Origin of the sequence: Longitalea luteola, from assembly GCF_017356035.1 — a bacterium.
GTDB lineage: Bacteria > Bacteroidota > Bacteroidia > Chitinophagales > Chitinophagaceae > Niastella > Niastella luteola.
In genome coordinates, this window is record NZ_JAFIQX010000018.1 from 1 (window position 1) to 22,448 (window position 22,448).

General features: G+C 39.7%; 22 protein-coding genes. 15 read left to right on the forward strand and 7 right to left on the reverse strand.

Annotated features, from left to right (window positions below):
• The coding region (locus JUB15_RS27295; protein ID WP_207515842.1) for an IS256 family transposase at nt 1–771 on the forward strand (771 nt) is incomplete at its 5' end.
• A gap of 219 nt (nt 772–990) precedes the next feature.
• Here JUB15_RS27295 and JUB15_RS27300 read toward each other — a convergent pair.
• Entirely contained in the window at nt 991–2,622 is a 1,632-nt protein-coding gene (locus JUB15_RS27300; protein ID WP_207515843.1) for a coiled-coil domain-containing protein, read from the reverse strand.
• 568 nt (nt 2,623–3,190) lie between these two features.
• Here JUB15_RS27300 and JUB15_RS27305 point away from each other — a divergent pair.
• The 3 genes from JUB15_RS27305 (at nt 3,191) to JUB15_RS27315 (ending at nt 5,292) form a co-directional block, all read left to right on the forward strand.
• Nucleotides 3,191–4,303 carry a C1 family peptidase gene (locus JUB15_RS27305; protein ID WP_207515844.1) on the forward strand — a complete coding sequence of 371 codons (1,113 nt, stop codon included), beginning with the start codon at nt 3,191–3,193 and terminating at the stop codon, nt 4,301–4,303.
• A 23-nt stretch (nt 4,304–4,326) separates the two neighbouring features.
• Nucleotides 4,327–4,746, forward strand: coding sequence for a hypothetical protein (locus JUB15_RS27310; RefSeq protein WP_207515845.1), 420 nt, complete (start codon nt 4,327–4,329; stop codon nt 4,744–4,746).
• Between the two features lie 228 nt (nt 4,747–4,974).
• The gene (locus tag JUB15_RS27315) at nt 4,975–5,292 is read left to right on the forward strand and encodes a protease inhibitor I42 family protein (protein ID WP_207515846.1); all 318 of its coding nucleotides are present in this window, start codon (nt 4,975–4,977) and stop codon (nt 5,290–5,292) included.
• Nucleotides 5,293–5,322: 30 nt separating this feature from the next.
• On the opposite strand, the gene JUB15_RS27320 is transcribed toward JUB15_RS27315, so the two are convergent.
• Entirely contained in the window at nt 5,323–5,763 is a 441-nt protein-coding gene (locus JUB15_RS27320; RefSeq protein WP_207515847.1) for a hypothetical protein, read from the reverse strand.
• A gap of 512 nt (nt 5,764–6,275) precedes the next feature.
• Between JUB15_RS27320 and JUB15_RS27325 the strand changes: the two genes are divergently transcribed.
• From JUB15_RS27325 to JUB15_RS27360, 8 genes are all read left to right on the forward strand, one after another.
• On the forward strand, nt 6,276–6,641 hold the full coding sequence (locus JUB15_RS27325; RefSeq protein WP_207515848.1) for a hypothetical protein: 366 nt from the start codon (nt 6,276–6,278) through the stop codon (nt 6,639–6,641).
• Nucleotides 6,642–6,656: 15 nt separating this feature from the next.
• Nucleotides 6,657–6,875, forward strand: a complete 219-nt coding sequence (locus JUB15_RS27330; RefSeq protein WP_207515849.1) for a hypothetical protein — start codon at nt 6,657–6,659, stop codon at nt 6,873–6,875.
• 484 nt (nt 6,876–7,359) lie between these two features.
• Complete coding sequence (locus JUB15_RS27335; RefSeq protein WP_207515850.1) at nt 7,360–7,956, forward strand: RNA polymerase sigma factor; 597 nt, start codon at nt 7,360–7,362, stop codon at nt 7,954–7,956.
• A gap of 148 nt (nt 7,957–8,104) precedes the next feature.
• Nucleotides 8,105–9,325 carry a FecR family protein gene (locus JUB15_RS27340; RefSeq protein WP_207515851.1) on the forward strand — a complete coding sequence of 407 codons (1,221 nt, stop codon included), beginning with the start codon at nt 8,105–8,107 and terminating at the stop codon, nt 9,323–9,325.
• 51 nt (nt 9,326–9,376) lie between these two features.
• Nucleotides 9,377–9,943, forward strand: a complete 567-nt coding sequence (locus JUB15_RS27345) for an RNA polymerase sigma factor (protein WP_207515852.1) — start codon at nt 9,377–9,379, stop codon at nt 9,941–9,943.
• Between the two features lie 793 nt (nt 9,944–10,736).
• On the forward strand, nt 10,737–14,129 hold the full coding sequence (locus JUB15_RS27350) for a SusC/RagA family TonB-linked outer membrane protein (protein ID WP_207515853.1): 3,393 nt from the start codon (nt 10,737–10,739) through the stop codon (nt 14,127–14,129).
• A gap of 11 nt (nt 14,130–14,140) precedes the next feature.
• On the forward strand, nt 14,141–15,565 hold the full coding sequence (locus tag JUB15_RS27355) for a RagB/SusD family nutrient uptake outer membrane protein (RefSeq protein WP_207515854.1): 1,425 nt from the start codon (nt 14,141–14,143) through the stop codon (nt 15,563–15,565).
• Nucleotides 15,552–16,868: a TlpA family protein disulfide reductase gene (locus JUB15_RS27360; RefSeq protein ID WP_207515855.1), complete on the forward strand. Its 1,317-nt coding sequence runs from the start codon at nt 15,552–15,554 to the stop codon at nt 16,866–16,868. The genes JUB15_RS27355 and JUB15_RS27360 overlap by 14 nt, the downstream gene beginning before the upstream one ends.
• A 42-nt stretch (nt 16,869–16,910) precedes the next feature.
• On the opposite strand, the gene JUB15_RS27365 is transcribed toward JUB15_RS27360, so the two are convergent.
• The 4 genes from JUB15_RS27365 to JUB15_RS27375 all read right to left on the reverse strand — a co-directional run bounded on the left by JUB15_RS27365 (nt 16,911) and on the right by JUB15_RS27375 (nt 19,647).
• Nucleotides 16,911–17,216, reverse strand: a complete 306-nt coding sequence (locus tag JUB15_RS27365; RefSeq protein WP_207515856.1) for a hypothetical protein — start codon at nt 17,214–17,216, stop codon at nt 16,911–16,913.
• A 121-nt stretch (nt 17,217–17,337) separates the two neighbouring features.
• Entirely contained in the window at nt 17,338–17,820 is a 483-nt protein-coding gene (locus JUB15_RS28845; protein WP_369411606.1) for a MauE/DoxX family redox-associated membrane protein, read from the reverse strand.
• Between the two features lie 947 nt (nt 17,821–18,767).
• Nucleotides 18,768–19,145, reverse strand: coding sequence for a helix-turn-helix transcriptional regulator (locus JUB15_RS27370; protein ID WP_207515857.1), 378 nt, complete (start codon nt 19,143–19,145; stop codon nt 18,768–18,770).
• Between the two features lie 307 nt (nt 19,146–19,452).
• The gene (locus JUB15_RS27375) at nt 19,453–19,647 is read right to left on the reverse strand and encodes a hypothetical protein (protein WP_207515858.1); all 195 of its coding nucleotides are present in this window, start codon (nt 19,645–19,647) and stop codon (nt 19,453–19,455) included.
• A 200-nt stretch (nt 19,648–19,847) separates the two neighbouring features.
• On the opposite strand from JUB15_RS27375, the gene JUB15_RS27380 reads away from it, so the two are divergent.
• Complete coding sequence (locus JUB15_RS27380; RefSeq protein ID WP_207515859.1) at nt 19,848–20,507, forward strand: LexA family transcriptional regulator; 660 nt, start codon at nt 19,848–19,850, stop codon at nt 20,505–20,507.
• A 324-nt stretch (nt 20,508–20,831) separates the two neighbouring features.
• Here the strand turns inward: JUB15_RS27380 and JUB15_RS27385 are convergent, their stop codons facing one another.
• On the reverse strand, nt 20,832–21,038 hold the full coding sequence (locus tag JUB15_RS27385) for a hypothetical protein (RefSeq protein ID WP_205512413.1): 207 nt from the start codon (nt 21,036–21,038) through the stop codon (nt 20,832–20,834).
• 155 nt (nt 21,039–21,193) lie between these two features.
• Here JUB15_RS27385 and JUB15_RS27390 point away from each other — a divergent pair, with 155 nt between their 5' ends.
• Both JUB15_RS27390 and JUB15_RS27395 read left to right on the forward strand, forming a co-directional pair.
• Nucleotides 21,194–21,808: a hypothetical protein gene (locus JUB15_RS27390; RefSeq protein WP_207515860.1), complete on the forward strand. Its 615-nt coding sequence runs from the start codon at nt 21,194–21,196 to the stop codon at nt 21,806–21,808.
• Between the two features lie 216 nt (nt 21,809–22,024).
• On the forward strand, nt 22,025–22,387 hold the full coding sequence (locus JUB15_RS27395) for a response regulator (protein WP_207515861.1): 363 nt from the start codon (nt 22,025–22,027) through the stop codon (nt 22,385–22,387).
• Nucleotides 22,388–22,448 lie beyond the last annotated feature (61 nt).

Genomic DNA, 22,448 nt, shown 5'->3' on the forward strand with positions numbered 1-22,448 from the left:
CTGGTAAAAGAATGGCAGGCCCGGCCATTAGAACCGCTATACTGCATCGTGTGGCTGGACGCCATGTTCTATAAGGTTAAAGAGGAAGGTAAGGTTGTTAGTCGTTGCGTTTACAATATCCTTGGGATAAACGCTGAAGGACGGAAAGATCTGTTGGGTACGTATATATCCGAGAGTGAAGGAGCCAACTTCTGGCTGGGCGTATTGACCAACCTGCAGCAACGTGGTGTAACAGATATACTGATTGCCTGTATAGATGGCTTAAAAGGTTTTCCTGAGGCCATTGCCAGTATTTATCCGGCCACCGAAGTACAGGCCTGTATTGTTCATCAGATACGCCATTCCATCAAGTATGTTGCCAGCAAAGATCAGAAGGTCTTTATGGCTGATTTAAAACCCGTATATCAGGCTGTAAGTAAAGATGAAGCTGAATATAACCTGGAGCAACTGGAGGAAAAGTGGGGTAAGAAGTACCCTGTAGTGATTGATTCCTGGCGTCGCAACTGGGATAAGCTTACTACCTATTTCCAATATTCGGATGCTATCCGCAAGTTGATCTATACCACCAATACTATCGAAGGGTTCCACCGGCAAGTACGTAAGGTAACCAAAACAAAGGGCTCTTTTACCTCTGATATGGCATTGCTGAAGCTTATTTACCTGGCAACACAAAACATCCAGAAGAAATGGACGCAACCTTTACAAAACTGGAGTCTGACCGTATCACAACTATCCATTAAATTTGGCGATCGGCTAAAACTGAGACTATAAAAAGTCTCGTTGGTAACTGATGTTTTTAGGATCTTTTGTACATAGCCAAGCTGCATCAAGTAAAAACATCAATTCCCAACGAGATGACATCTGTTCTTTGAATTATTAAATGACACAGTTTATTTTACACTCCCTATAAACTTATTAATAAGAAAGCCCCGGCGTACTGCCGGGGCTTCTTTTTGGGGTTACTAATCCTTCTTTTATGGCTACTTATTTTTAACCGCGGGGTTTGGGCCCAAAGCGACCACCAAGACCACCTTTCTCATTAGCGCCACCTTCTTTTACCGGTTGGCTCTTTACTTCCTGCGGCTTTTTTTCTTTCTCTTCTTTTGCCTGTTGCTCTTTAGCCAGGCCCTCTTTTTCTTCTTTCTCTTTTTGTTCTTTGGCTAAACGTTCTTTCTCAGCACGTTCTTTATCTTCTTTTTCTTTCTGTTCTTTGGCTAAACGTTCTTTTTCTTCCTTTTCTTTTTGCTCTTTGGCTAAGCGTTCTTTCTCAGCACGTTCTTTATCTTCTTTTTCTTTCTGTTCTTTGGCTAAACGTTCTTTTTCTTCCTTTTCTTTTTGCTCTTTAGCTAAGCGTTCTTTATCGGCGCGTTCTTTATCTTCTTTGTCTTTTTGCTCTTTGGCTAAGCGGTCATTTTCTTCTTTCTCTTTTTGTTCTTTGGCTAAACGTTCTTTCTCAGCACGTTCTTTATCTTCTTTGTCTTTTTGCTCTTTAGCCAGGCGATCTTTCTCGGCACGCTCTTTATCTTCTTTGTCTTTTTGTTCTTTGGCTAAGCGGTCTTTTTCTTCCTTGTCTTTTTGTTCTTTAGCCAGGCGATCTTTTTCAGCACGTTCTTTATCTTCTTTGTCTTTGTGTTCTTTAGCTATGCGTTCTTTTTCTTCCTTCTCTTTTTGCTCTTTAGCCAGGCGATCTTTCTCAGCACGTTCTTTATCTTCTTTGTCTTTGTGCTCTTTGGCTAAACGGTCTTTTTCTTCCTTTTCTTTTTGCTCTTTAGCCATGCGATCTTTCTCAGCACGTTCTTTATCTTCTTTGTCCTTTTGTTCTTTGGCTAAACGGTCTTTTTCCTCCTTTTCTTTTTGCTCTTTAGCCATGCGATCTTTTTCAGCACGTTCTTTATCTTCTTTGTCTTTGTGTTCTTTAGCTAAGCGGTCTTTTTCTTCCTTCTCTTTTTGTTCTTTAGCCATGCGATCTTTTTCAGCACGTTCTTTATCTTCTTTGTCCTTTTGTTCTTTGGCTAAACGTTCTTTTTCTGCTTTTTCTTTTTGTTCTTTTTCCAGACGCTCTCTTTCTTCACGTTCTTTTTGATTGAACCTGCCGCCAGGACCAAAGCCACCTTTGGTCACATCATCTTTTTGGCCGAAGCGACCACCGGGACCATAGCCCCTTTTTTCTCTTTCCAGGCGCTCGCGCTCTTCACGTTCTTTTTGTTCTTTAGCCAGGCGCTCTCTATCCAAACGCTCTTTTTCCAATCTTTCTCTTTCCAGCCGTTCTTTTGCTCCGCGTTCCTTGGCATAACGTTCCCTTTCCAGGCGCTCCCTTTCTATACGTTCTCTTTCCAAACGTTCTCTTTCTTCACGTTCTCTGGCTGAAGGATACTTATCCGTGTTTCCGGTTCTGGGCGGTCTTGTGTTGTTATTAACTATAACTACCTGCTGTTGCTGAACCGGTTGTTGTTCCTTTACCACAACCACCTTTTCAATTACCTGAGGAGGTTGTTTAACAACAATAACCCTGGTTTCCGGTTGTGCGGTACTATAAACCGTTGTGTGCGTAGGGTGGCACGCTGCTAGTAAAATTACTAATCCGGTATAGGTACATACCGAAAAGACTTGCTGGTAATTCATGAGGTACAGTTTTTAAGGGTGAACTTCCTCCTGTGCATCAACAGGTTGTATAATACCACGAGGATGTTGTTATAATAACGTTTATTATGCATTTTTGGTATATAAAAAGATTGTAATTCATTAATAATGTGGAAAATAGGTTGCTCATTTAGTTCAGTCAACATGGTATGGAATAGTTCGCGTTATTGATACGCTCTGCCTGTCGTTGATTACGCTGTAGGCATTTAATAAGATGGCCTGTTTGATTTACAACAATTAATCTAAAGAGAACACGACATAACCGGTTCGAGGTATTGATTATTAAATTTTTTTAATGTAGCTTAGGCAGGAAATTTATAACAGTTCCGTATATCCCCTATTGTGATTTGCAATTAAAATTCTCTTTGGTTTACCAGCTCTGTAAGTAAGCAATTGAAACAATTGGTTAAGGATCCCTGTATGCCTTGCATCAGCCAGGGTATTTGCATCTGTACGCCTTCATACATTACGGTGATCGATGGTCGATGTCAATAATATCGAATGGCAATTCATTTCTATTTTTTTCTTTAACCTTTAAAATCATGCGCTTATGAACAAGTCAGAAGAACTGAATGCGCTCCGCAGCACCCTGCTACAAAATGACGGCAGCTGGAATGCCGGAACTAACATGATTTTCGAACTTTCTGAGGAAGAGCAGAACAAACGGCTCGGGTATACGCCTGGTCCGGGTGAGCCGAGCCTTAATGAACAGGAAGCCATAGCTCAGGCGAATCTGCTCAATTTCAATGTACGTAAAAGCGCTTATGGCAATGAGTTTGGTGCACCTGCATCATTCGACTGGCGCAACAAAGGCGGACAGAACTTCCTGACCCCTGTAAAAGACCAGGGAAGTTGTGGTTCCTGTGTGGCTTTTGGTACCATTGCTTCTGTAGAAAGCAGGATAAAGATATTGAAGAACAATCCGGCTTATGCTGTTGACCATTCAGAAGGTCATTTGTTCTATTGCCTGGCAAGGGCTGAAAGCCGTAACTGCAGCAACGGCTGGTGGCCCGACCGAGCTCTGGAAAATTATAAAACAACAGGAGTTACAGATGAAGCCTGCTACCCGTATGTAGCCGGTGATCAAAACTGCACAGGCCGTTGCGCTGATTGGCAAAACAGGGTAACCAAAATACAGTCCTATTCAAACAAAACAGACATCGCATCCATCAAGGAATGGTTGGCCACCAACGGCCCGATGATCGCCTGTTTCTCGGTGTACTCCGATTTCTTCGCTTATAGTAATGGAATATACCGTAAATCGGCCAATGCACAATTCCGGGGCGGCCACTGTGTTTGCTGCGTAGGGTATAACGATGCGCAACAGTTCTGGATCTGTAAGAACAGCTGGGGTGCAGGTTGGGGCGAAAGCGGATATTTCCGTATTGGTTATGGTGAATGCGGTATCGACAGCGCCATGCAAGGCGTAGATGCTATTGTTGACACAGCCTGGTTGAATAATATCAGTGTAAGAGGTTTGTGGAATAATAAGTCAGACCGCAATGCCTACGCATATCTGGGGAATGAAGGCTGGAAAAGGATCACCAATAGCAATGATGTTAATTTCTACATGATGTTAAATGACCTGGCTACGGCTAAAACTGCCGGACGCAATATTTCAGCGCATGTTGAAAATGGTATCATTACCGAAGTGTATGCTTAACTATTAACTAAAAAAACTATAACATGTCCAAAAAGAATATCCCAACTGAGATGCCTTCTGCAGCAACAGCATCATCAGTGAGCGAAAGCTTTGCACCGGAAGCACAACCGCTGGTGCCTTCAAAGGCAGACAATGGTAAAACAGGCGGTTCGCTGGCAGCTACACCATTTGATTCTATTAAAGAATTTGAAAAAGGAAAAGCCGAAGAAGGATTTGGCGCAGGTGTGTGGCATACCAATAAAAAGGTGGTAGGTGTATGGACCATTGCCCAAACCAGGAATGCGTGGGTGAATCTGACTGATCTGGGCTGGAAGAAATTTTACAGCGGATCAGATTCTTCGATCGTAGCATTTAATATAATAACCGGAAGTGCGTTGGAAAAGCAGACTCCGGTAAATGTGTTGATAGAGAACGACCAGATCATTGAAATGTATGCCTGGTAAGTTTGATGGCTAAAATCAATACTACTTTGGCAGGTTATATTTTACGGAAGCCAGATGTCGGAAGTCGGAAGTCTGAAGTCGGAAGTCTGAAGCCGGAAATACAAGTTGCAATGAGTGGCGAGGATATAAATTTCGGGATATTCTGACCTCAGACTTCTGACCTCTTTTATGCCTGTCAAAGTAGTATTTATATTCTTAGTTTTTGTTGGTTCTTTAAATATGCAATGTATGCAGGAGTATCAATTAAGCGAAGCTGATAACGGAAAAAAGTTACAGTTGAAAATGGATGATCATGTCGTGATCAAGCTGCCCGCCAGTCCGGGTACCGGCTATAACTGGGAACTGCAGCCCAATAATCATTTCAGGGTGTCTCATCAATTTAAGATGCAGGCTGATGCTGGCATAGGCTCGGGCGGCATGGATATCTTTGAGTTGAATCCGCAAACCCCGGTGCAAAATGGTTCCATACGGTTTTTATACCGCCGGGCCTGGGAAGATACTTCAAAGGCCGGTAAGCAGTTTGGTTTCAGTTACCAGATCCAGTAGCGCCAAACCAGGGTTCATCTACCCCGACGGTTACCGTTTCAATGTGATCTTGTAAGTTTTGTAATCGACGGTTGAAGTGGCATGGCGAGGCTCGTGCAGCACCATGGAATTATCAGTCAGTACAACGATGTCATATTTGAATGCCTTCACATTCATTTTTCGGTTCTTTTCCGAATAGGTATAGTTGGCAGTATCGTATGTATTATTTATGAAAGAATACAGTTTACCATCCGTTCGGAAATCCATATACTCGCCGGTTTTGCCGTCATAACTGTTAGCAACGGGTGCGGCGGTTTCAGTATATGCCGTGTCAAGGATCTGAACAAGACTCCACTTGTTCATTATCTTTTCCGTTAGGCCTTTTTCTTCATCTTTTTTGCAGGCAGTAAAACATATGGTCAGGAATGCCATCCAGGCAATGGCAGTCAACGTGCTTTGTGCGTTAACGCAGTTTGGTACGAAATGCATCATGCGTATAACCAGGGTTTGATTAATGAAGAACCGGCTCGTTGTTATAACGAAGCCGCTGCATTTGCTATGGTTTGAGTGAGGGATGGTTATAAGCCTGCCACTGCAGCTGGCATGAGGAACCGCATCAGATGCAATCAAACTACAGAAAGGAATAAGCCGCTACGAACCGGCAATGCCATTAACCGGTGGTTTTTCAGGAAGAAGGATAAATAAAAATAAGAAAAAAAGATGAGTTATAAATCAACAAGATCGGAGTCATTTCCTAACGGAGGTCATTATTTATACTAAAAAGAGCAAAAAAAAATACATTTATCCGGATGAAGCCGTACTAACAAATTTGCAGGTGTTCAAAAATACCTGTAATTTCAAAGACAGACCGGGTCATTTCATAAAGCACTGTTACCCAGGTTAACTATATAACCAGCATTTTTATTCTTTCAGTACAGTTTCACCAGGTTAGGTTGATTGATTTGTTAGCTGCTCTTATTGGTTTACAATTAAAATTGGTGGCTATGGCTAAATCGCCTAAAAAGAAAGGCAATGGAAAGAAAAAGAAGGGAGCACAAGTTAGCCCCGTGAAACTGTATGCAGTTTCAAAAGGATTATTCACGCAGAACCCCGAAGCGCTTTTAAAACAACTGCTGAAGGCGGACAGGATACTGCCCCGGCTGGTGCTTTATAAAGAGGATATTATCTATTTGTTCGGCATTGAACCTGACGAAGCCAACCGGCTGATTACCCAGATACGCAGGAAAGAGAATACGGTAAATGGCCGCTGGGTTTTTATAAAGGAGTTGAGCAGGTATACCGGTGTTTTAGAGGAGCGAATATATGTGTACCTGTTGAGTTTGACAGTGAAAGAACGCATTTTATCATAAAGAAATACGATTGTTATGCGAAAATCAAGAATGAAGAAGATCAAGACCTATGGCTACAAAAAGAAAAGAGTGATAGTGCCACGGGCAAAGAAGAAGAAAAAGAAATGGTGCACGGATAAGGAGTTTTATGCAGACTTTGTACCCCGCCATGTTATTCAAAGGCATGAAGGACGCAGGGTAAGGAAGGCGAAAAGGAGTGCCGATAAATCATCATCCATGCGGGTAGTAAAATAATAGTGTTTTGTTTTACCATGAAAGGGGCCGTTCCACGTGGGGTGGGATGGCTTTTTTATTTCTATACCTGCAAGGTGCCGGGGTGCGGGCATGGATTTTTAAGACAGAACAGTAAGATAGTCAGATATAATGGAGGAAGTTAATGGGTTCGGAGAAAGGAAATTCGAAGTACTTATTAAAAAGAATAATGTTTTTTTGTAACTTAATATCCAGGGTGATTTGAGGAATGTGGAAATTCTTGTTTTCTGGCTCCATTGGATGAAACGTTTTTTCACCTTAAATTCGTGCCGTATGGGTATCTGTTATCTTCCATATAACCTATCCGCCTTATTCTCACACACAACTAATCATTAACCAAGACCATCTGACGCATTATGCGCCGCCTTTACAATGGATGAGAAGCATTCCATTGCGATCGATTGTTTTGTCTTTCAGTAAATAAATTATTTGTTCAATTGAACTATGAATGCCGCAGGAGTAATCAATGAAATCTAGCCAATTTACTGAGATTCAAATTATTGACGGCTTAAAAAGCAACGACAGCCGGGTATTCGATCATTTGTTTAACGAATACTATACCCAACTGCAATACTTCGCTGAGCGGCTGGTTAGCAACCGCGAAGAAGCGCAGGATATTGTTATAACCGTCTTTCGTAAGTTCTGGAGTATAAAAGACAATTTTCAAACCCTCAATAATATAAAGGCCTTTTTCTATATAACTGTCCGTAACCAGTGTTTAGATTTTTTGCGGTACAGACAGCGGCTGAATGAAGTAAAAAAGGAATATGAGTCACACCTGCTAACGGCAGATGAATTAAAGCAGTCGGAACATCTTATCATTGAATCAGACCTCATTAACAAGATCTATAAAGAGGTACAAAAGCTTCCTAACCGGTGCCGCGAGATTTTCATTCTTACCTATTTCAAGGGACTTAAAACGAAAGAAATAGCATCGGCGCTGCAGATCTCCGAGAGTGCAGTAACTACCCAAAGATCGTTGGCCATCAAATACTTGAAGCACGCTTTTTCGCAGGAGGGATATGTATTCTTTTGCCTGGTGCTGGCCTCCCTAGACGTGTAAGGTATCTCAAAAAAAAATATTTTAAAATTATTTGGACAAACTGCCGCTGCCATCCGTTTCTATTATGTAACGGTTACCAAATTGTTATTTTTTCGGTTAAGGCAGGGCAAGCAAACTTAATCAGATCACATTTTTAAAAGCGTTATGAATGGCTGAAGAATCCTATAATCTTTCTAATGAGTTGTTCGAAATAGGAAGCCTTGTTCTCAAGTACAACCAGGGAGAGATCACCGAAGAAGAAAAAACAATACTGGATAATTGGATCAATGCCTCAGCAGACAATCAACAGCTCTTTGCAACTTTAACGAATAACGAAGCATTACAGGCCAAGCTGAACCAGCTTCATGAAATAGAAGGAACCAGGGAAGAAGCCAGGCATCGGGTGATGGAAATGCTTTTCCCCGCCACAATAGTAACACCTATAAAACGCGCCACTTACAGCAGCTGGAAAACAGTTGCCGCTGCGGTTGTTGTAACAGCTGTTGTAGGAACGGGCGCCTGGTACTTATTGAAGAAAGAGAAACCTGAACAGGTTGACTCAGTTCAACCAACAGCGAAAGTAATGCAACAGGATGTAGCACCAGGCGGGTACAGGGCGCAATTAATATTGGATGACGGATCGGCCATTGTGCTCGATAGTGCAGGTGCCGGCAAGCTGGCGCAGCAGGGGAATATGCAGGTGGTGAATAGCGATGGCCAACTTGTTTATGAGAAAGGCACCGCAGCAGCAACAAAAGTTCTTTACAATACATTAAAGACAGCCCGGGGGCAAATGTACCCGGTAAAGCTATCTGATGGTAGCGCTGTTTGGCTCAACTCTTCCTCTTCAATCCGTTTTCCTGTAGCATTTATTGAACAGGAAAGAAGAGTTGAAATTACCGGAGAGGCGTATTTTGAAATTGCGCATAACGATCGAAAGCCGTTTACGGTTCGTGTTAACGGAGTAGATGTGCAGGTAGTGGGTACCGTATTTAACATTAATTCGTATGCGGATGAGGGGTCAATGAAAACAACATTATTGAAGGGAGCTGTAAAAGTGAAGCAGGGCGATCAGCAGGTGATGATAAAGCCGGGCGAGCAGGCGGAGGTGACTAAAAGTACTATCAGCGTTAGGAAGGATGTAAATATAAGCAAGGAAGTAGCCTGGAAGAATGGATTGTTCTATTTCAAGAATGAGAATTTGAGAACGATAATGCGTCAGATCTCGAGATGGTACGATGTAGATGTAATATATGAAGGCAAAATAAGCGAGGAAGGGATCAGCGGTAAAATATACCGAAATGCAAATTTGTCAGAAGTATTGAAGGTTTTAAGTGAGCTGGATGTAAAATTTACAATTGAAGGAAAGAAGTTAATTATTAAAGGTTAACAATTCATGTAGCATACTTGCATGCGGCATGAATGAAACGTAGCATGCAATATGAAGCAGGATTGTACATACGATATAGGAGCAAAGAACGATTTGCTGGCGTTGAACAATGAAAAGTATTTTAGTGACCTTTATACACATTACTGGTACAAAGTATTCCGCCATTCGTATGAGTATACAGGTTCGAAGCAGGAAGCGGAAGATATGGCGCAGGAAGTGTTCCTGAAATTATGGCAACATATTGATCGGATCAGTGGTCAATTGAAGAATGCAGAAGGTTACCTTTTCATAATGGCCAGGAACAGCTGTCATAATCATTACAAGAAAGAGCAACGAAAGCAATTAAGGTATAAAAGATATTGCCGGGCGCAAGCTGAGGCCTGGGTGCATGATGAGATCGTTGAAAAGGAAATTAACCGCATTGCTATGAGGGCGGTGCAACGGTTACCGGAAAAACAAAAAAAGGTTTTTATATACCGGGATCTGGGATTAGGAAGGAAGGAGATTGCAGCCATATTGAAGGTATCTGTTAATACAATTGATGCCAATATTACTATAGCCATGAAAAAAGTGCAACAGTATGTAAGCCGTGAATTGAATTTGCCAACGGCTGCTTAAGAAACCTTATCCATTAGTGCCTGGTTAGGCTGTTTCTATACGAGCTGAAAGACCGTGCTGCCGAACGAATTGCGTAAAAGTATTTGGATAACGCTTTATGTAATGATGACGGCAGCACCGTTTTTTCCGGATAAAAGTTGGATATGACGGCGCAGATCTGGTGCAACTGCAGTTATATCGAAAGCTATCTGAAACTATGAAAGTCAGGGAAAGGTTGTAATTGGGCCTGAAGCGTTACGACCATGTACTTTAAACTGTTAAAAACCGCTACGAACATGAAAGCAACAAGGCAATTCATGAGCCTGTGTTTGGTTATTGGTATGACCATACTTCACAATGCTACTATTTTTTCTCTTGATCGTGCAAAGAGAATTTCAACCACATTCCGATTTATATCTTCTTCCATATACAATCCAAGTAATTCCGGGTCTGGAATTATATTCTTATCCCAAAGTTTTACGATCGTCTTTCCGTTTATTGAAAGTGTTTTATTTTTTGAAAATACAAATTGTAAACTCTTAACGAGGGTCAGGCAAATTTATTTGTCCCCTTTAATAAGCTGATCAGCCGGGTATTGTCAACAATACTGCTTCCAATATCATTAACCCACTTCTATACCTTCTCCTACGAATCATTGCCATCGTAATCTGTAACCATAACCAAATCCGCAATTAGTTAACCGCCACAGATAAGCAAAAAAATGCCGATTGTGTCGTTACCACAACCGGCTATTTAGGTTAACTAAATTTTAAACGTTGGAGCGTATTATTAATTAACCTAACACAACAAAACTATGACAGATTTTATATCTGGCAAAGCTGCTGTTGCCGGGGATAATCCCGGGCAAAGAGAACTTACAAGGGAATTGACAAAAACATTGCGGATCATGAAGTTAACTGCTATCTTTTTGTTTATTGCTGCTTTACAGGTCGCCGCCAAAGGTTTGGCGCAGGAGAAGATTACCCTTTCCATGAGCAATGCCTCTCTGGATAAGGTGTTTGAAAGGATAGAGAGCCAGACGGGGTTTGTGTTCATTTACAAGAATGAAACTATCAGGGATAAGAAGGTTAACATAGAAGTTACGAATGCTTCACTGGTTCAAACGCTTGAAATATGCCTGAAAGGCCAGGACCTGTCGTATAAGATAGTGGGGAAAAGTGTGGCTATTAAACTTAAACAAATTAATACTTCAATATCGGGAGGGATGCCACCTTTAATTGATGTAAAAGGGCGGGTAGTTAATGAGAGTGGCCAGCCTGTTGAAGGCGTTACTGTAAAGGTTAAAGGGAGCAATAAAATTACAATGACTGATTCTAATGGTGAATTTTCTATCGTAACGGTTGAACAGGATGCAGTCCTTATATTTACTCATATTGGACTGGAGTCGTTTGAGTTGAAAATAAGTGGAAGAACCGAGCTTACTGTAAGCCTGAAGTCTAAAGTAAGTGCATTGGACGAATTGCAGGTAATAGCGTATGGCACTACAACCAAGCGTCTTAACACAGGCAATGTGGCCTCGGTGAAATCAACAGAAATTGAAAAGCAACCTGTTTCAAACCCACTCGCAGCTCTAGAGGGCCGGGTCCCTGGTTTAATAGTTTCTACAACCACTGGCGTACCAGGCGCTTCTTTTAAAGTTCAATTGCGTGGTCAATCATCTATTGGAATATCTCCGGGCAGTTTACCCCCCACTGATCCTTTATTTATCGTTGATGGAATACCTTATGCACCTGGAAACTCGGTGATAAGTAGGTTGGTATCTGCTGCTAATAATCCTGGATTTGTTTCCCAGGGAGGAATAAGCGCTTTAAATAGTATAAACCCCTCCGATATTGAAAGTATAGAAATTTTAAAGGATGCAGATGCTACTGCAATATACGGTTCCCGCGGTGCAAATGGTGTGGTAATTATTACAACCAAAAAGGGTAAAGCGGGAAAAACAAGAATCACCGGGGGGTATTATTATGGAGTAAGTAAAGCAACGCGCACAATGGAAATGATGAATACTGAACAATATTTACAAATGCGATATGAGGCTTTTGCAAATGACGGAATTACACCAGATCAATCGAATGCGCCCGATTTAAAAGTATGGGACACGACACGATATGTCGATTGGCAGAAAGAAGTTATTGCGAATTCTGCACACATGCAGAATGCACAAATTTCGATATCAGGCGGAAACAATTTAACGCAATTTTTAGTGTCCGGTGATTACCATCGGGAAACAACTGTTTTCCCCGGTAATTTTCCCAACAGTCGAGCTTCAGCCCATTTTAGTTTGAACCATAGCAATTCAGACAAGCGGTTGAATTTGTCTTTCCTTACAAATTTTAGTTCAAACGTGAACATGCTGCCCACCTTCGATATGGCAGCTTATATCAACCTGCCGCCAAATTTTCCGTCTTTGCTAACTGAAGATGGGAAATTAAAATGGGAGGAAAATGGAATCAGATATAGTGATTTGAATATTCCCAATCCATATACATTTTTATTTCAGAAATATAATTCGAGGAGTAACAATCTAATCAGTAGTGTATTACTCAACTATAAGATTCTACCTTACCTGGCTTTTAAAACTACCTTAGGATATAATCTATTGGTGTCGGATGAAACATCAACTATGCCGAATGCTTCATTAGATCCGCAATTAGGGGTTTTAGGGTCTTCTAAATTTGCAAACAGCTCTATGCAAAGCTGGAACGTTGAGCCGCAGCTTGAATATGAATCCTATATTTCAAGAGGAAAACTTACATTTTTAGCTGGCGCAACTTTTAATCATACAGGTGCTAAAGGAACTGTGACTACAGGAACCAATTATACCAATGACTTACTTATTGGGTCTTTAAGTGGAGCAGGGAACATTACAGCAACTAATGATAATTCAAGGTATCGCTACCAATCCGTTTTTGGAAGATTGTCTTACAATTGGAAAAACAAATATCTTTTAAACGTTACAGGCAGACGAGACGGTTCCAGTCGTTTTGGACCAGATAAGCAATTTGCAAATTTTGCATCCACAGGCGTAGCCTGGATATTTACAAATGAGAAATTTGTCACGAATGCTTTCCGATTCTTAAGCTTTGGGAAAATCAGATCGAGCTATGGTACCACAGGTGTAGAGCCAACGCAAAACTATCAATATTTAGATAGTTGGGTTGCTCTGGCAAGTACAAATACATACCAAAATATACCAGGTTTGCGTCCGTCTCGTTTATATAATCCTGATTACAATTGGGAGATTACGAGAAAATTTGAGGCTGCAATTGACTTGGGATTTTTGAATGATCGGATTTTATTTTCATTGAGTCATTACATAAACCGAAGCAGCAATCAATTAATAAAATATACTTTACCCTTACAGACCGGATTTCCAAACGTATTCAGAAATTTTCCTGCACAAGTTAAAAACTCAGGATTTGAGTTTGTATTGGCAACCAAGAATATTGTATCGAAACTATTCAGCTGGGAAAGTTCAATAAATCTCACAATCCCCAAAAACAAATTGATATCCTTCCCTGACCTGGAGTTGTCAAATTATGGACAATGGCTGGTGGTGGGAAAATCATTAAACACGCTTAAAGGTTACAGATATATAGAAGTCGATCCTTCTACCGGAATTTATAAATATGATGACCTTAATGCCGATGGAAATCTTAATTATCCTAATGATTGGGTGGAATTAATGAATCGTGATCCAAAATTCTACGGCGGTTTTTCCAATACTTTTAGGTACAAAGGGGTTCAGCTAGACGTTTTTTTAGATTTTAGAAAACAAATTGGAGTTAATTATTTAGCCAACATTACAAATTATGGCGGACCTCCAGGATTTATGAGGAACCAACCCACTGAAGTTTTGGGCAGATGGCAAAAAGCAGGAGATGGCAGCAGTATTCAGAAATTTACACAGGATTATGGAGCAGCTTATGATGCAGTGTTTAATCTAAATAACTCAAATGGCGTTTACTGTGACGCTTCTTTTATCCGGTTTAAAAATGTTTCACTGTCTTATAATTTACCAAATTCAGTTCTGCAAAAAATTCGACTGGATAATCTACGACTATATTTAAACGCTCAGAATTTGTTTACTATAACAAATTATACAGGCTCAGACCCGGAAACTCAAAATTTTTATAGGTTACCACCGCTTAGAACAATTGTAGCCGGTATTCAACTGACTCTTTAAATATAGAAATCATGAAAGCAAATAATAAAGCGAATATTAGTATTCTGCCCTGTAAAGGGATCGTCACAATGGTTAGGAAATTGGCAATTGGTTTTAGCATAATAGTACTAATTGCATCTTGTAAAAAGTTTGTAGAAGTTCCTAATCCTGATAACGAAATACAAACAGAAGATGTTTTTGAAAATGATAATACTGCAATTTCTGCATTGTCTGGACTATATGTTCAAATGAGTAATGCGTCATTGTTGTTTTCTTACGGTGGGTTAAGTGTTTTTTGTGGCCTTTCTTCAGATGAAATTTATAATACAACCACAAGTACCATTTATGATCCTTTTGCCAAAAACTCAGTTCCTGTAAATGAACAAACAACAAACTTTAGTAGATTTTGGGGCCGGGCATATACGCTTATTTATCAGGTAAATTCTGTGATAGAAGGCGTTGATAAGTCGACAAGGTTGAGTTCATTAGTAAGAGATCAGGTTTTGGGAGAAGCAAAATTCCTGAGAGCGTTCTATTATTTTTATTTAGTGAATTTGTATGGCAATGTACCATTGATAACCACTACTGATTATAGAGAAAACAGTAGTATACCAAGAACTGAGGCGACTGAAGTATATAAACAGGTTATAAATGATTTGAAAAGTGCGCAGGAACTTCTTACAGAATCATACCCTTCTACAGGAAAGGTAAGGCCCAATAAATGGGCAGCGACTGCTTTATTGGCAAGAGCTTATCTATATACTGGTGATTGGGTAAATGCAGAAGATCAGGCTTCGTTAATTTTAACATCTTCAAATTATGTTTTAGAGAATGACCTGACTAAAGTGTATAAAATAAATTGCACGGAAACTATTTGGGAGTTAATTCCCCCCGTTAATCAAAATACTCAGGAAGGAATAACTTTTATACCTACTTCTACAACTTCCAAGCCGGCGTTTGCATTAACAACCCATTTGTTCAATTCATTTACAACAGGCGACCAACGTAAAATTAGTTGGCTTAAAAGCAATACTGTTGCTACTGTACCTTACTATTATCCTTTTAAGTATAAAGTGCGTTCATCTACAGTATCTGAGTATAACATTGTATTTAGATTGGCTGAGCAGTATTTAATACGTGCGGAAGCAAGAGCTCAGCAAAGCAAGATAACCGAAGCTCAAGCTGATTTAAATATGATAAGGAAGAGAGCAGGGTTAATAAATACACCTGCGGATGCCAGGGAAACGTTGTTGATTGCTATTGAAAATGAAAGGCAACTGGAATTATTTGCAGAATGGGGACATAGGTGGTTTGACTTAAAGCGAACAAATCGTGCTGATTTAATTTTAGGCGTTGCAAAAAGCCCTTACTGGCAATCTACCGATACTTTGTTTCCGATCCCATTTTCAGAGATTCAGGCAAATCCATTCCTAAAACAAAACGATGGATATTTTTAATATGCGATTAACTACATACATATTATTATTAATTGGTACTCTTGCCTTTGTACCGGATATTTTAATTGCCCAAAGTTTCACTATAGGAGATAAAGTTCCCGATATTAAAGCCTCGCATGTAATAAATTCAGACAACAGTGAGCTGAGTTTCTCAGATTATAAGGGAAAAATGATAATTCTTGATTTCTGGGGCACTGGGTGTACTGCATGTATAAAAGCTTTTCCTAAAATTGATTCACTACAGGAGGAATTCAAAGATAAAATTCAAATTATCGCAATAAACCAGGAAAGTAAAGACTCGACATTAAAGTTTTTACAAAAACATAAGAGGATTAAACTACCAAAGATCCCATTTATTACACAAGATACCCTTATCAGTAAATTGTTTCCACATAAATTCGTACCGCATCATGTTTGGATTGATTCTTCTAACCGGGTCAGGTTTATTACAAATGACAATAACACTTCAAAAGAGAATCTTGCCAGATATTTTGAAAACCAATTGGCTCAATTGAAATCAAAAAAGGATGTAATTGATTTCGATAATAGCAAGTTGATTGTTGCAGAAGGAAATGGCAGATGGGCCAATAAGGCAATATATTATTCTAGTTTATTACATGGGTTGCCAGGATTGCAAGCTGGTGGAGGTTTGATAAAGCCTAATCATTTTAGACGAAATGGTTCTATTGTTGATTTACTTAAGATAGCTTTCACCAATAACGGTGACGAAGAGTTAATTGACTTAAACTTCGAGTCTCCGTTAGCAATCGATCTTCAAGTGAAAGATAAATTCCAGTATGTAATTCCTGCTGATCTGCAAAAAAGAGAATACTGGTGGGAAAATTATGGGTACTTCTATGAAGTCATGGTGCCAATGGAGAGATCGAAAGACATCTTTAAGTTTATGCAGCAGGAATTAATGCGATATTTCAACCTCGATGTTTCTGTGAAAAAACGCAAAATGAAGTGTTTGGCTTTGGTGAAATTAGATCCCAAAAAGAAGATTAAAAATAATGTAAATTCGTTTAATGATTCTGTTGAATATAACAGGTATAATATTCCTCTTAAACTTTTCCCTTCTTATCTGACCAGGGAACTTAACTGGAACAGAAGCTCTTACTTTCCTCCTATAATTAACTATACTGGCACCACAGAGGACTCTCTGGATATTAAAATAAGTACGGAGGCTATTGAAAAGAGGGCAACTTTAGATCAATTACGCAAGGAGTTGAGAAAATGTAATCTGGACCTGGTTGAACGTGAATGTTTGACAAATGTATTAGTTATAAAAGAAATGGAATAGTTAACTTAACTATTCCATTTCTTTTATAAAGACCGGCAAATATTAGTTTTTGAAAATTTGATCTACTGGGCTACTTGGAGCAGCTGCCGGGAAATTGCCAGTGTAAGGAGAAGAATATGCTTTTGCACAAGAGTTGCTTGCTGACTCATGGCACAAAGTGGTCTCTAAAGCCATTTCTTTAGAAATTGCATTATTGCTGGCATCAACACGGCCTAAGATTTGAGTACCAGAGTTATTAGTTGTATACCAGTATAAATTGTCAAATTTAGCACTTGGTTTAGCTGTAAAAGCGCTTGCAGTAGCAAAAACAATAGCTAATAATGCGGCTGTGATTTTAATACTTTTCATAAGAGAAAATTTAAAGGTCGTTAAAAAAAGTGCCTACTCTTTTTCAGGTTTTCGGTTACCCCTGTTTCGCCAACCTTGTTTGCAACCAGATTGACATATTGCGCAATATTTTGAAGCATATTTATGCTATATTCATTTTCCTGTTAAGGCGGATTGCCAAAAATGTAAGAAATGTTATGATTAAATTGAAGACAATGTGTTGTTGCCAACTCATTTTTGAGATTACCCCACCACAGGTACATGGCAGATCTTTATAAAATGCAACCATGAAAATTAGGTAAACAGTGAACGATGAAAGAAGTATGAATGAAAAATTCAAAGCTTTAGCTTGATATTGTTTAGTGAATAGTAAAATTGCGGTTATTAATTCTATTATAGGCAGCGCATAAGATAATATCGGTGCAGCGGATTGTAATAAAGGCGATCTTCCTAACTGAAATGCAAATACATCATGATCAAACAATTTGCTTAATCCTGTATAAAGGAATAAGAGGATTAATAGGCCAGAGACGATTTCAACTATGATTATCTTCTTCTCTAATAGGTAATTCCGAATACCATTGCGCTTTGCATTTGCAACTCTTGGATAGGCCGAATGTCTCATTGCAAAATATATTTTAAATTCGTTTAAATATTTACATATTAACGGTTGCCTTCTATTGAATGTGGCAATCAATTATACTTAAAGGCATTACAAGCCACTAAGAGATTAAATGATTTTCTATAAGAGTTATTGCATACATTTAAGTTAGCCTGGATGTATTAAATACGTGTACTTAATTTTCAGCTTTCGTTGGGTAGGGTGATTGGTTTGAAAGAATAGCGGTTGGCTAATTTTTTTAATGGTCTTATATTCTTAGAAAGGAACACTGCTATTAATCCATGTGCAAGATAGCTTCCTATGCTTATCGTATTTGCAACATTTTTTACCATTTTATCACGTTTGTGTACATGTGCCGTTATCATTTCAAAAGATCTGTTGCAATATTGCTTACTGCAGGGTGCCTTAATTAGACAAAAAAGGCAGCACAGCAAGCCACTGTTAAAAACCTTCTATAATAGATCAAGAAAGGCCGTCGTTGATTTTATAATGCTCCTGATGATGATTTCCTGGTTATTTGTCCTTCCGCTGTTCATTCGCTGCGAGTAATTAACTGTATGCAATTTACAGCACCTTATTTCCGCTGTTTGCATTTTTTTTATACAAAATCACACTATCATTTATTCTGTTTGCACAGATCAAAGTTGAGTGACCTGTAAGTAGTGATGGACTATAAAATAATGGCGAAGATGTGTTTGCCCGTTTGCAATAATTCATAATGACAAGGTTAATAGTTAATGATATGCCTACTCTTTTTACAGGTTTTCGGCTCCGCCCGTTATACAAATTTAGTTTGCCAGTTCATCAATTGCGCATTTTATGACCGCTTAATTTAACCACGTGATTATCCGGGTTTGCAAATTTGAAAATAATAACTGTTACAGGCAGTTACTTCCTTCCTGCAACAGTATTATAAACTCAACCGTGATTAGTGTAGGGATCGTTGGTCGCTAACATGCTTCCTTATAGATCAACGGCACATGCTGGTTACGCCATTGCCCCGGCGTAATACCAAACACATCCTTAAATGCCCGCACAAACGAACTTTGTGAGCTGTAGCCGCACCTGGCGGTTATTTCCTGCATGGTTAATTCATCCTGCTGCAGTAACTGTGCTGCGGCTTCCAAACGTTTCCTGATCTCGTACTCTTTAATACTGGTTCCGTACAACTGACGGAATCCCCGGTGAAGCAGATTGATACCAATTTGTGAATGTGTTTTGAGAATCAGCGCTGAGATCGTTTTAATTTCAAGTGGATGTTGATCAATGTAGTCTTTAATGGAGTGAATGGCCTCAAGGAATGTTCTCCTCAAACGTTTCTGATTCATAAGATAGTTTTAAGATAAAGGTTTATTTATTGCATATTGTACACGAATGCATATATGATCCAGTCACTATACCTGTAAATACCAACGAAAACTATACTAATAAGGACGGACAGAATTGTGCAGGGAGGAGTCGCTACAGATCAAATGTAGTTTTTTTTATCCTAACGGTAAAGGTCATTTTTTAAATAAAATGGTAAAACAAGAACGTGTGATTCCTGCCTATGCTTCACCGGTATACTTAATTTTTTCATTATCAACGGTATGCTCGATAGAATAGCGGGTAATCCTCTAGGCCAAAATCGATCACTCAATATTGCAGCGCCACTTTTACTTTTCTCTTCCGGTGGCCGGCTCTGCTGCCTGCGCGTTCATTAATGCTCACTTCCGGTTCTTCCATTTGCTGAGTGGAACAGATCCCCTTTACCAGCTTGTTCACCTGGGCGGTTGTGAATACACCCTTCTTCTTTTTCAACCTTACAATAAAGATCTCAATCTCTTTCATAATAGCATGTTGTAAGTTAATACCTGTTAATTAGGATCAATAAATTAACTGTTTCCAGTAATAAATATGGAAATATGTATAAATTAGTAATGAAAGTGAAATTAATAGAAATTGGTATAAAAACGTACTTTGACGAGTGTTTTTTGTGGAATTTGATTGTAATCAATTATAATAAGTGGAAACTTTAGAATCGTACTCAAATGAACTATCAAATCGGAGAAAGACTTAGGGCATTCAGGCAACGATCAAATATTAAAATGCCTGCTATTGCAGCCGCTACCGGCCTTGCAAAGGAAACATTATATAAATGGGAGAAGGGTACCAGGCCCAGTAATCTCAATGATTATTTTAAATTGAAAGTATACCTGGATAAAATGGAACTTCAACTGGAGACCGACCGGTTGGACCTGGAAGACCAGAAACCTGCTACCTTACGCCTTCCTTTTACCCGGAATAAACTGGCCGTTCCGCAAACCGATGGTAAAGCTGCAGCAGGTACCGTAACCGTATACGATAATGAGCCTGAACTTATTGTAGACCGGATAACCGCTCCTTTCCTGGGTGCAGTGGAAGGAGTGGTAGAAGTAACCGGCGAAAGTATGGAACCCACTTTCAGCAACGGTTCGCGCATAGCTATCGCCCGCCTGCACGATCACCGGCGCCTTTATTGGGGGCTTTATTACTATGTGATTGATACAAACTGGCAGGGTATTGTACGCCGCGTCTACCAGGGCGATACTGATGACAGTATTAAATTGGTTGCCGATAACCCAAACCAGGCACGATTTCCGCCTATTCAGCTTCAATGGGAACAGGTAGAAGCCGTTTTCAAGATCATGGCAAGAATATTAAGATTTTAATGCATGTAAATAGTACGCCCATATTGCCTTCCTTTTCAACTCCTTAGCAAAAACGCTGTAATTTTTTTCGCGCCCCTTTAGTACAGCAAGTATGCTTAATTGTTTTAATTAGTGAAATAATTCCGCTATGGTTTATTTTTTACCATTTTGCTCTGTGGTAAAGTGTAAACGCGTGCTTACTTATTACAATAATAGGTAATAAGAGTAAAAACAGGTTCAATGAAAATTGAACCTGTTTTGTTTAACTTGATCAGGGTGCAGGAACGATTGTAATAGCGTACGAACCAGGGTACTGTTAGCTATTGACTTGATTTTAAGATCGTTCTAGTTTTTTTCTGTTTCAAGTATCTCTTCATCCGGTAATCCTGTTACCTCCCGAATTATTTGTAAAGCAGCTGCTTTAGTAAGATTGTCACTGTTTTTCTGAATATACCTGGCTATTGTAAACTCCGTACAGCCAAGTACATCCATTAATCGGCGGCGAGTAACCGGATTATTGATTGCCTTTAATGCTTTTTGGCTGAGTTTCATTATTTATTAATTTGATACAGTAAATTTGCTTTACAAAGATAGTGGAAATAATTCCAATATGTGCGTCCTTAAAGTGTAATTTCTTACTTAATTGATTAATGTCAATGGAAATAGGTAACAGGTTAAAAGCGTTTCGCGAAAAGACAAAAATTAAAATGCCAGCAATAGCTGCTGCTACCGGCATTTCCAAAGAAAACCTATACAAATGGGAAAAAGGTACTAAACCCAGCGATGTCGAGCTTTACAATAAATTGAATGATTACCTCGATAAAATGGAAAGGGGCTTTAACCACATCATGGAGGACGCAAAACTGAATGGTTCAAAGAAAAGCAACCCCAATCCGAGATCGCTGTTGACCGGCATTTTCATCGCCGAAGATGAAGAAGCATTGGCCCTTACTGATGAACTGGGAGTTCCCGGCAACATTATAACCCTGAATGATAAACCTGTTCTCATTGCCAGACGCAACGACTCTTCCATTATTGGATCTGTTGATGGATTGATACAGGTTAATGGCGATAGCATCGACCCCCGTTATACCAGTGGCGCCTGGATCGCCGTGAAAAAACTCAGATTCACAAAGATCCTCAATGGCGGCTTTTATTATTATGTTATTGATAAAAACCTGCAGGGAATTCTCGGTAAGGTTCGCCCTTCCGTGGAGAATAACAGCATAACGCTCTTTGCTGACAATGAACATAATGAGATCACGCGCAATATGGACGACATCCTGGCCATTTTCAGTATTGAAGCGGTGATCACCAAGTAATTCTTTCCTTGATATTTTTATTGTTCTTCCTTCGTCACACATCATTTATTTAAAACCCAATGCACTCCATCGTCCTGCCTGAGTGCTTACTCATCTACGTGTTACATATAAACCACTAACATCGCAATTTTCGATGCAATAACAACAGGTCATCCGCCTTCCATAACGTTATACGCTACCAGGTGCTGGCGCCTGGTGTCATTTAAAATTATCCTTATGAACAAGACCGTACTCATAGTTGATGATTCTGACTTTGTAGTGCAAATGCTCAGGTTTACCCTCGAACAGGAAGGTTATACTATCCTTGCTGGCATCGATGGCCGGGATGCATTAAAACATTTTGATGGCCAACCCATAGACCTTATGATCACCGACCTGCATATGCCTGTTGTAGATGGTTTGGAGCTCATCAGGTGGGTACGGTTGAATGCAGCCTATCAAGATATGCCCATTGTCTTGTTCGATTCAAATAATACCCATGACGCTGCTTACCTGGAACGATCCGGTGCTACGGCACTCCTGTCGAAAGACAAAATGGGTGAAACGCTGATTTCCACCGTAAAATACATAATCGGTTAGCGGCAACCGTTGGCAGGCATGAGGCATAACCGCAAAAAAAGCTCTCCCACCAAAATTCCTT

Bases quoted from the DNA above. Each gene is read 5' to 3' on its own strand.
- JUB15_RS27300 (WP_207515843.1), bottom strand. From the start codon at position 2,622: ATGAATTACCAGCAAGTCTTTTCGGTATGTACCTATACCGGATTAGTA.
- JUB15_RS27305 (WP_207515844.1), top strand. From the start codon at position 3,191: ATGAACAAGTCAGAAGAACTGAATGCGCTCCGCAGCACCCTGCTACAA.
- JUB15_RS27310 (WP_207515845.1), top strand. From the start codon at position 4,327: ATGTCCAAAAAGAATATCCCAACTGAGATGCCTTCTGCAGCAACAGCA.
- JUB15_RS27315 (WP_207515846.1), top strand. From the start codon at position 4,975: ATGCAGGAGTATCAATTAAGCGAAGCTGATAACGGAAAAAAGTTACAG.
- JUB15_RS27320 (WP_207515847.1), bottom strand. From the start codon at position 5,763: ATGATGCATTTCGTACCAAACTGCGTTAACGCACAAAGCACGTTGACT.
- JUB15_RS27325 (WP_207515848.1), top strand. From the start codon at position 6,276: ATGGCTAAATCGCCTAAAAAGAAAGGCAATGGAAAGAAAAAGAAGGGA.
- JUB15_RS27330 (WP_207515849.1), top strand. From the start codon at position 6,657: ATGCGAAAATCAAGAATGAAGAAGATCAAGACCTATGGCTACAAAAAG.
- JUB15_RS27335 (WP_207515850.1), top strand. From the start codon at position 7,360: ATGAAATCTAGCCAATTTACTGAGATTCAAATTATTGACGGCTTAAAA.
- JUB15_RS27340 (WP_207515851.1), top strand. From the start codon at position 8,105: ATGGCTGAAGAATCCTATAATCTTTCTAATGAGTTGTTCGAAATAGGA.
- JUB15_RS27345 (WP_207515852.1), top strand. From the start codon at position 9,377: ATGAAGCAGGATTGTACATACGATATAGGAGCAAAGAACGATTTGCTG.
- JUB15_RS27350 (WP_207515853.1), top strand. From the start codon at position 10,737: ATGACAGATTTTATATCTGGCAAAGCTGCTGTTGCCGGGGATAATCCC.
- JUB15_RS27355 (WP_207515854.1), top strand. From the start codon at position 14,141: ATGAAAGCAAATAATAAAGCGAATATTAGTATTCTGCCCTGTAAAGGG.
- JUB15_RS27360 (WP_207515855.1), top strand. From the start codon at position 15,552: ATGGATATTTTTAATATGCGATTAACTACATACATATTATTATTAATT.
- JUB15_RS27365 (WP_207515856.1), bottom strand. From the start codon at position 17,216: ATGAAAAGTATTAAAATCACAGCCGCATTATTAGCTATTGTTTTTGCT.
- JUB15_RS28845 (WP_369411606.1), bottom strand. From the start codon at position 17,820: ATGAGACATTCGGCCTATCCAAGAGTTGCAAATGCAAAGCGCAATGGT.
- JUB15_RS27370 (WP_207515857.1), bottom strand. From the start codon at position 19,145: ATGAATCAGAAACGTTTGAGGAGAACATTCCTTGAGGCCATTCACTCC.
- JUB15_RS27375 (WP_207515858.1), bottom strand. From the start codon at position 19,647: ATGAAAGAGATTGAGATCTTTATTGTAAGGTTGAAAAAGAAGAAGGGT.
- JUB15_RS27380 (WP_207515859.1), top strand. From the start codon at position 19,848: ATGAACTATCAAATCGGAGAAAGACTTAGGGCATTCAGGCAACGATCA.
- JUB15_RS27385 (WP_205512413.1), bottom strand. From the start codon at position 21,038: ATGAAACTCAGCCAAAAAGCATTAAAGGCAATCAATAATCCGGTTACT.
- JUB15_RS27390 (WP_207515860.1), top strand. From the start codon at position 21,194: ATGCCAGCAATAGCTGCTGCTACCGGCATTTCCAAAGAAAACCTATAC.
- JUB15_RS27395 (WP_207515861.1), top strand. From the start codon at position 22,025: ATGAACAAGACCGTACTCATAGTTGATGATTCTGACTTTGTAGTGCAA.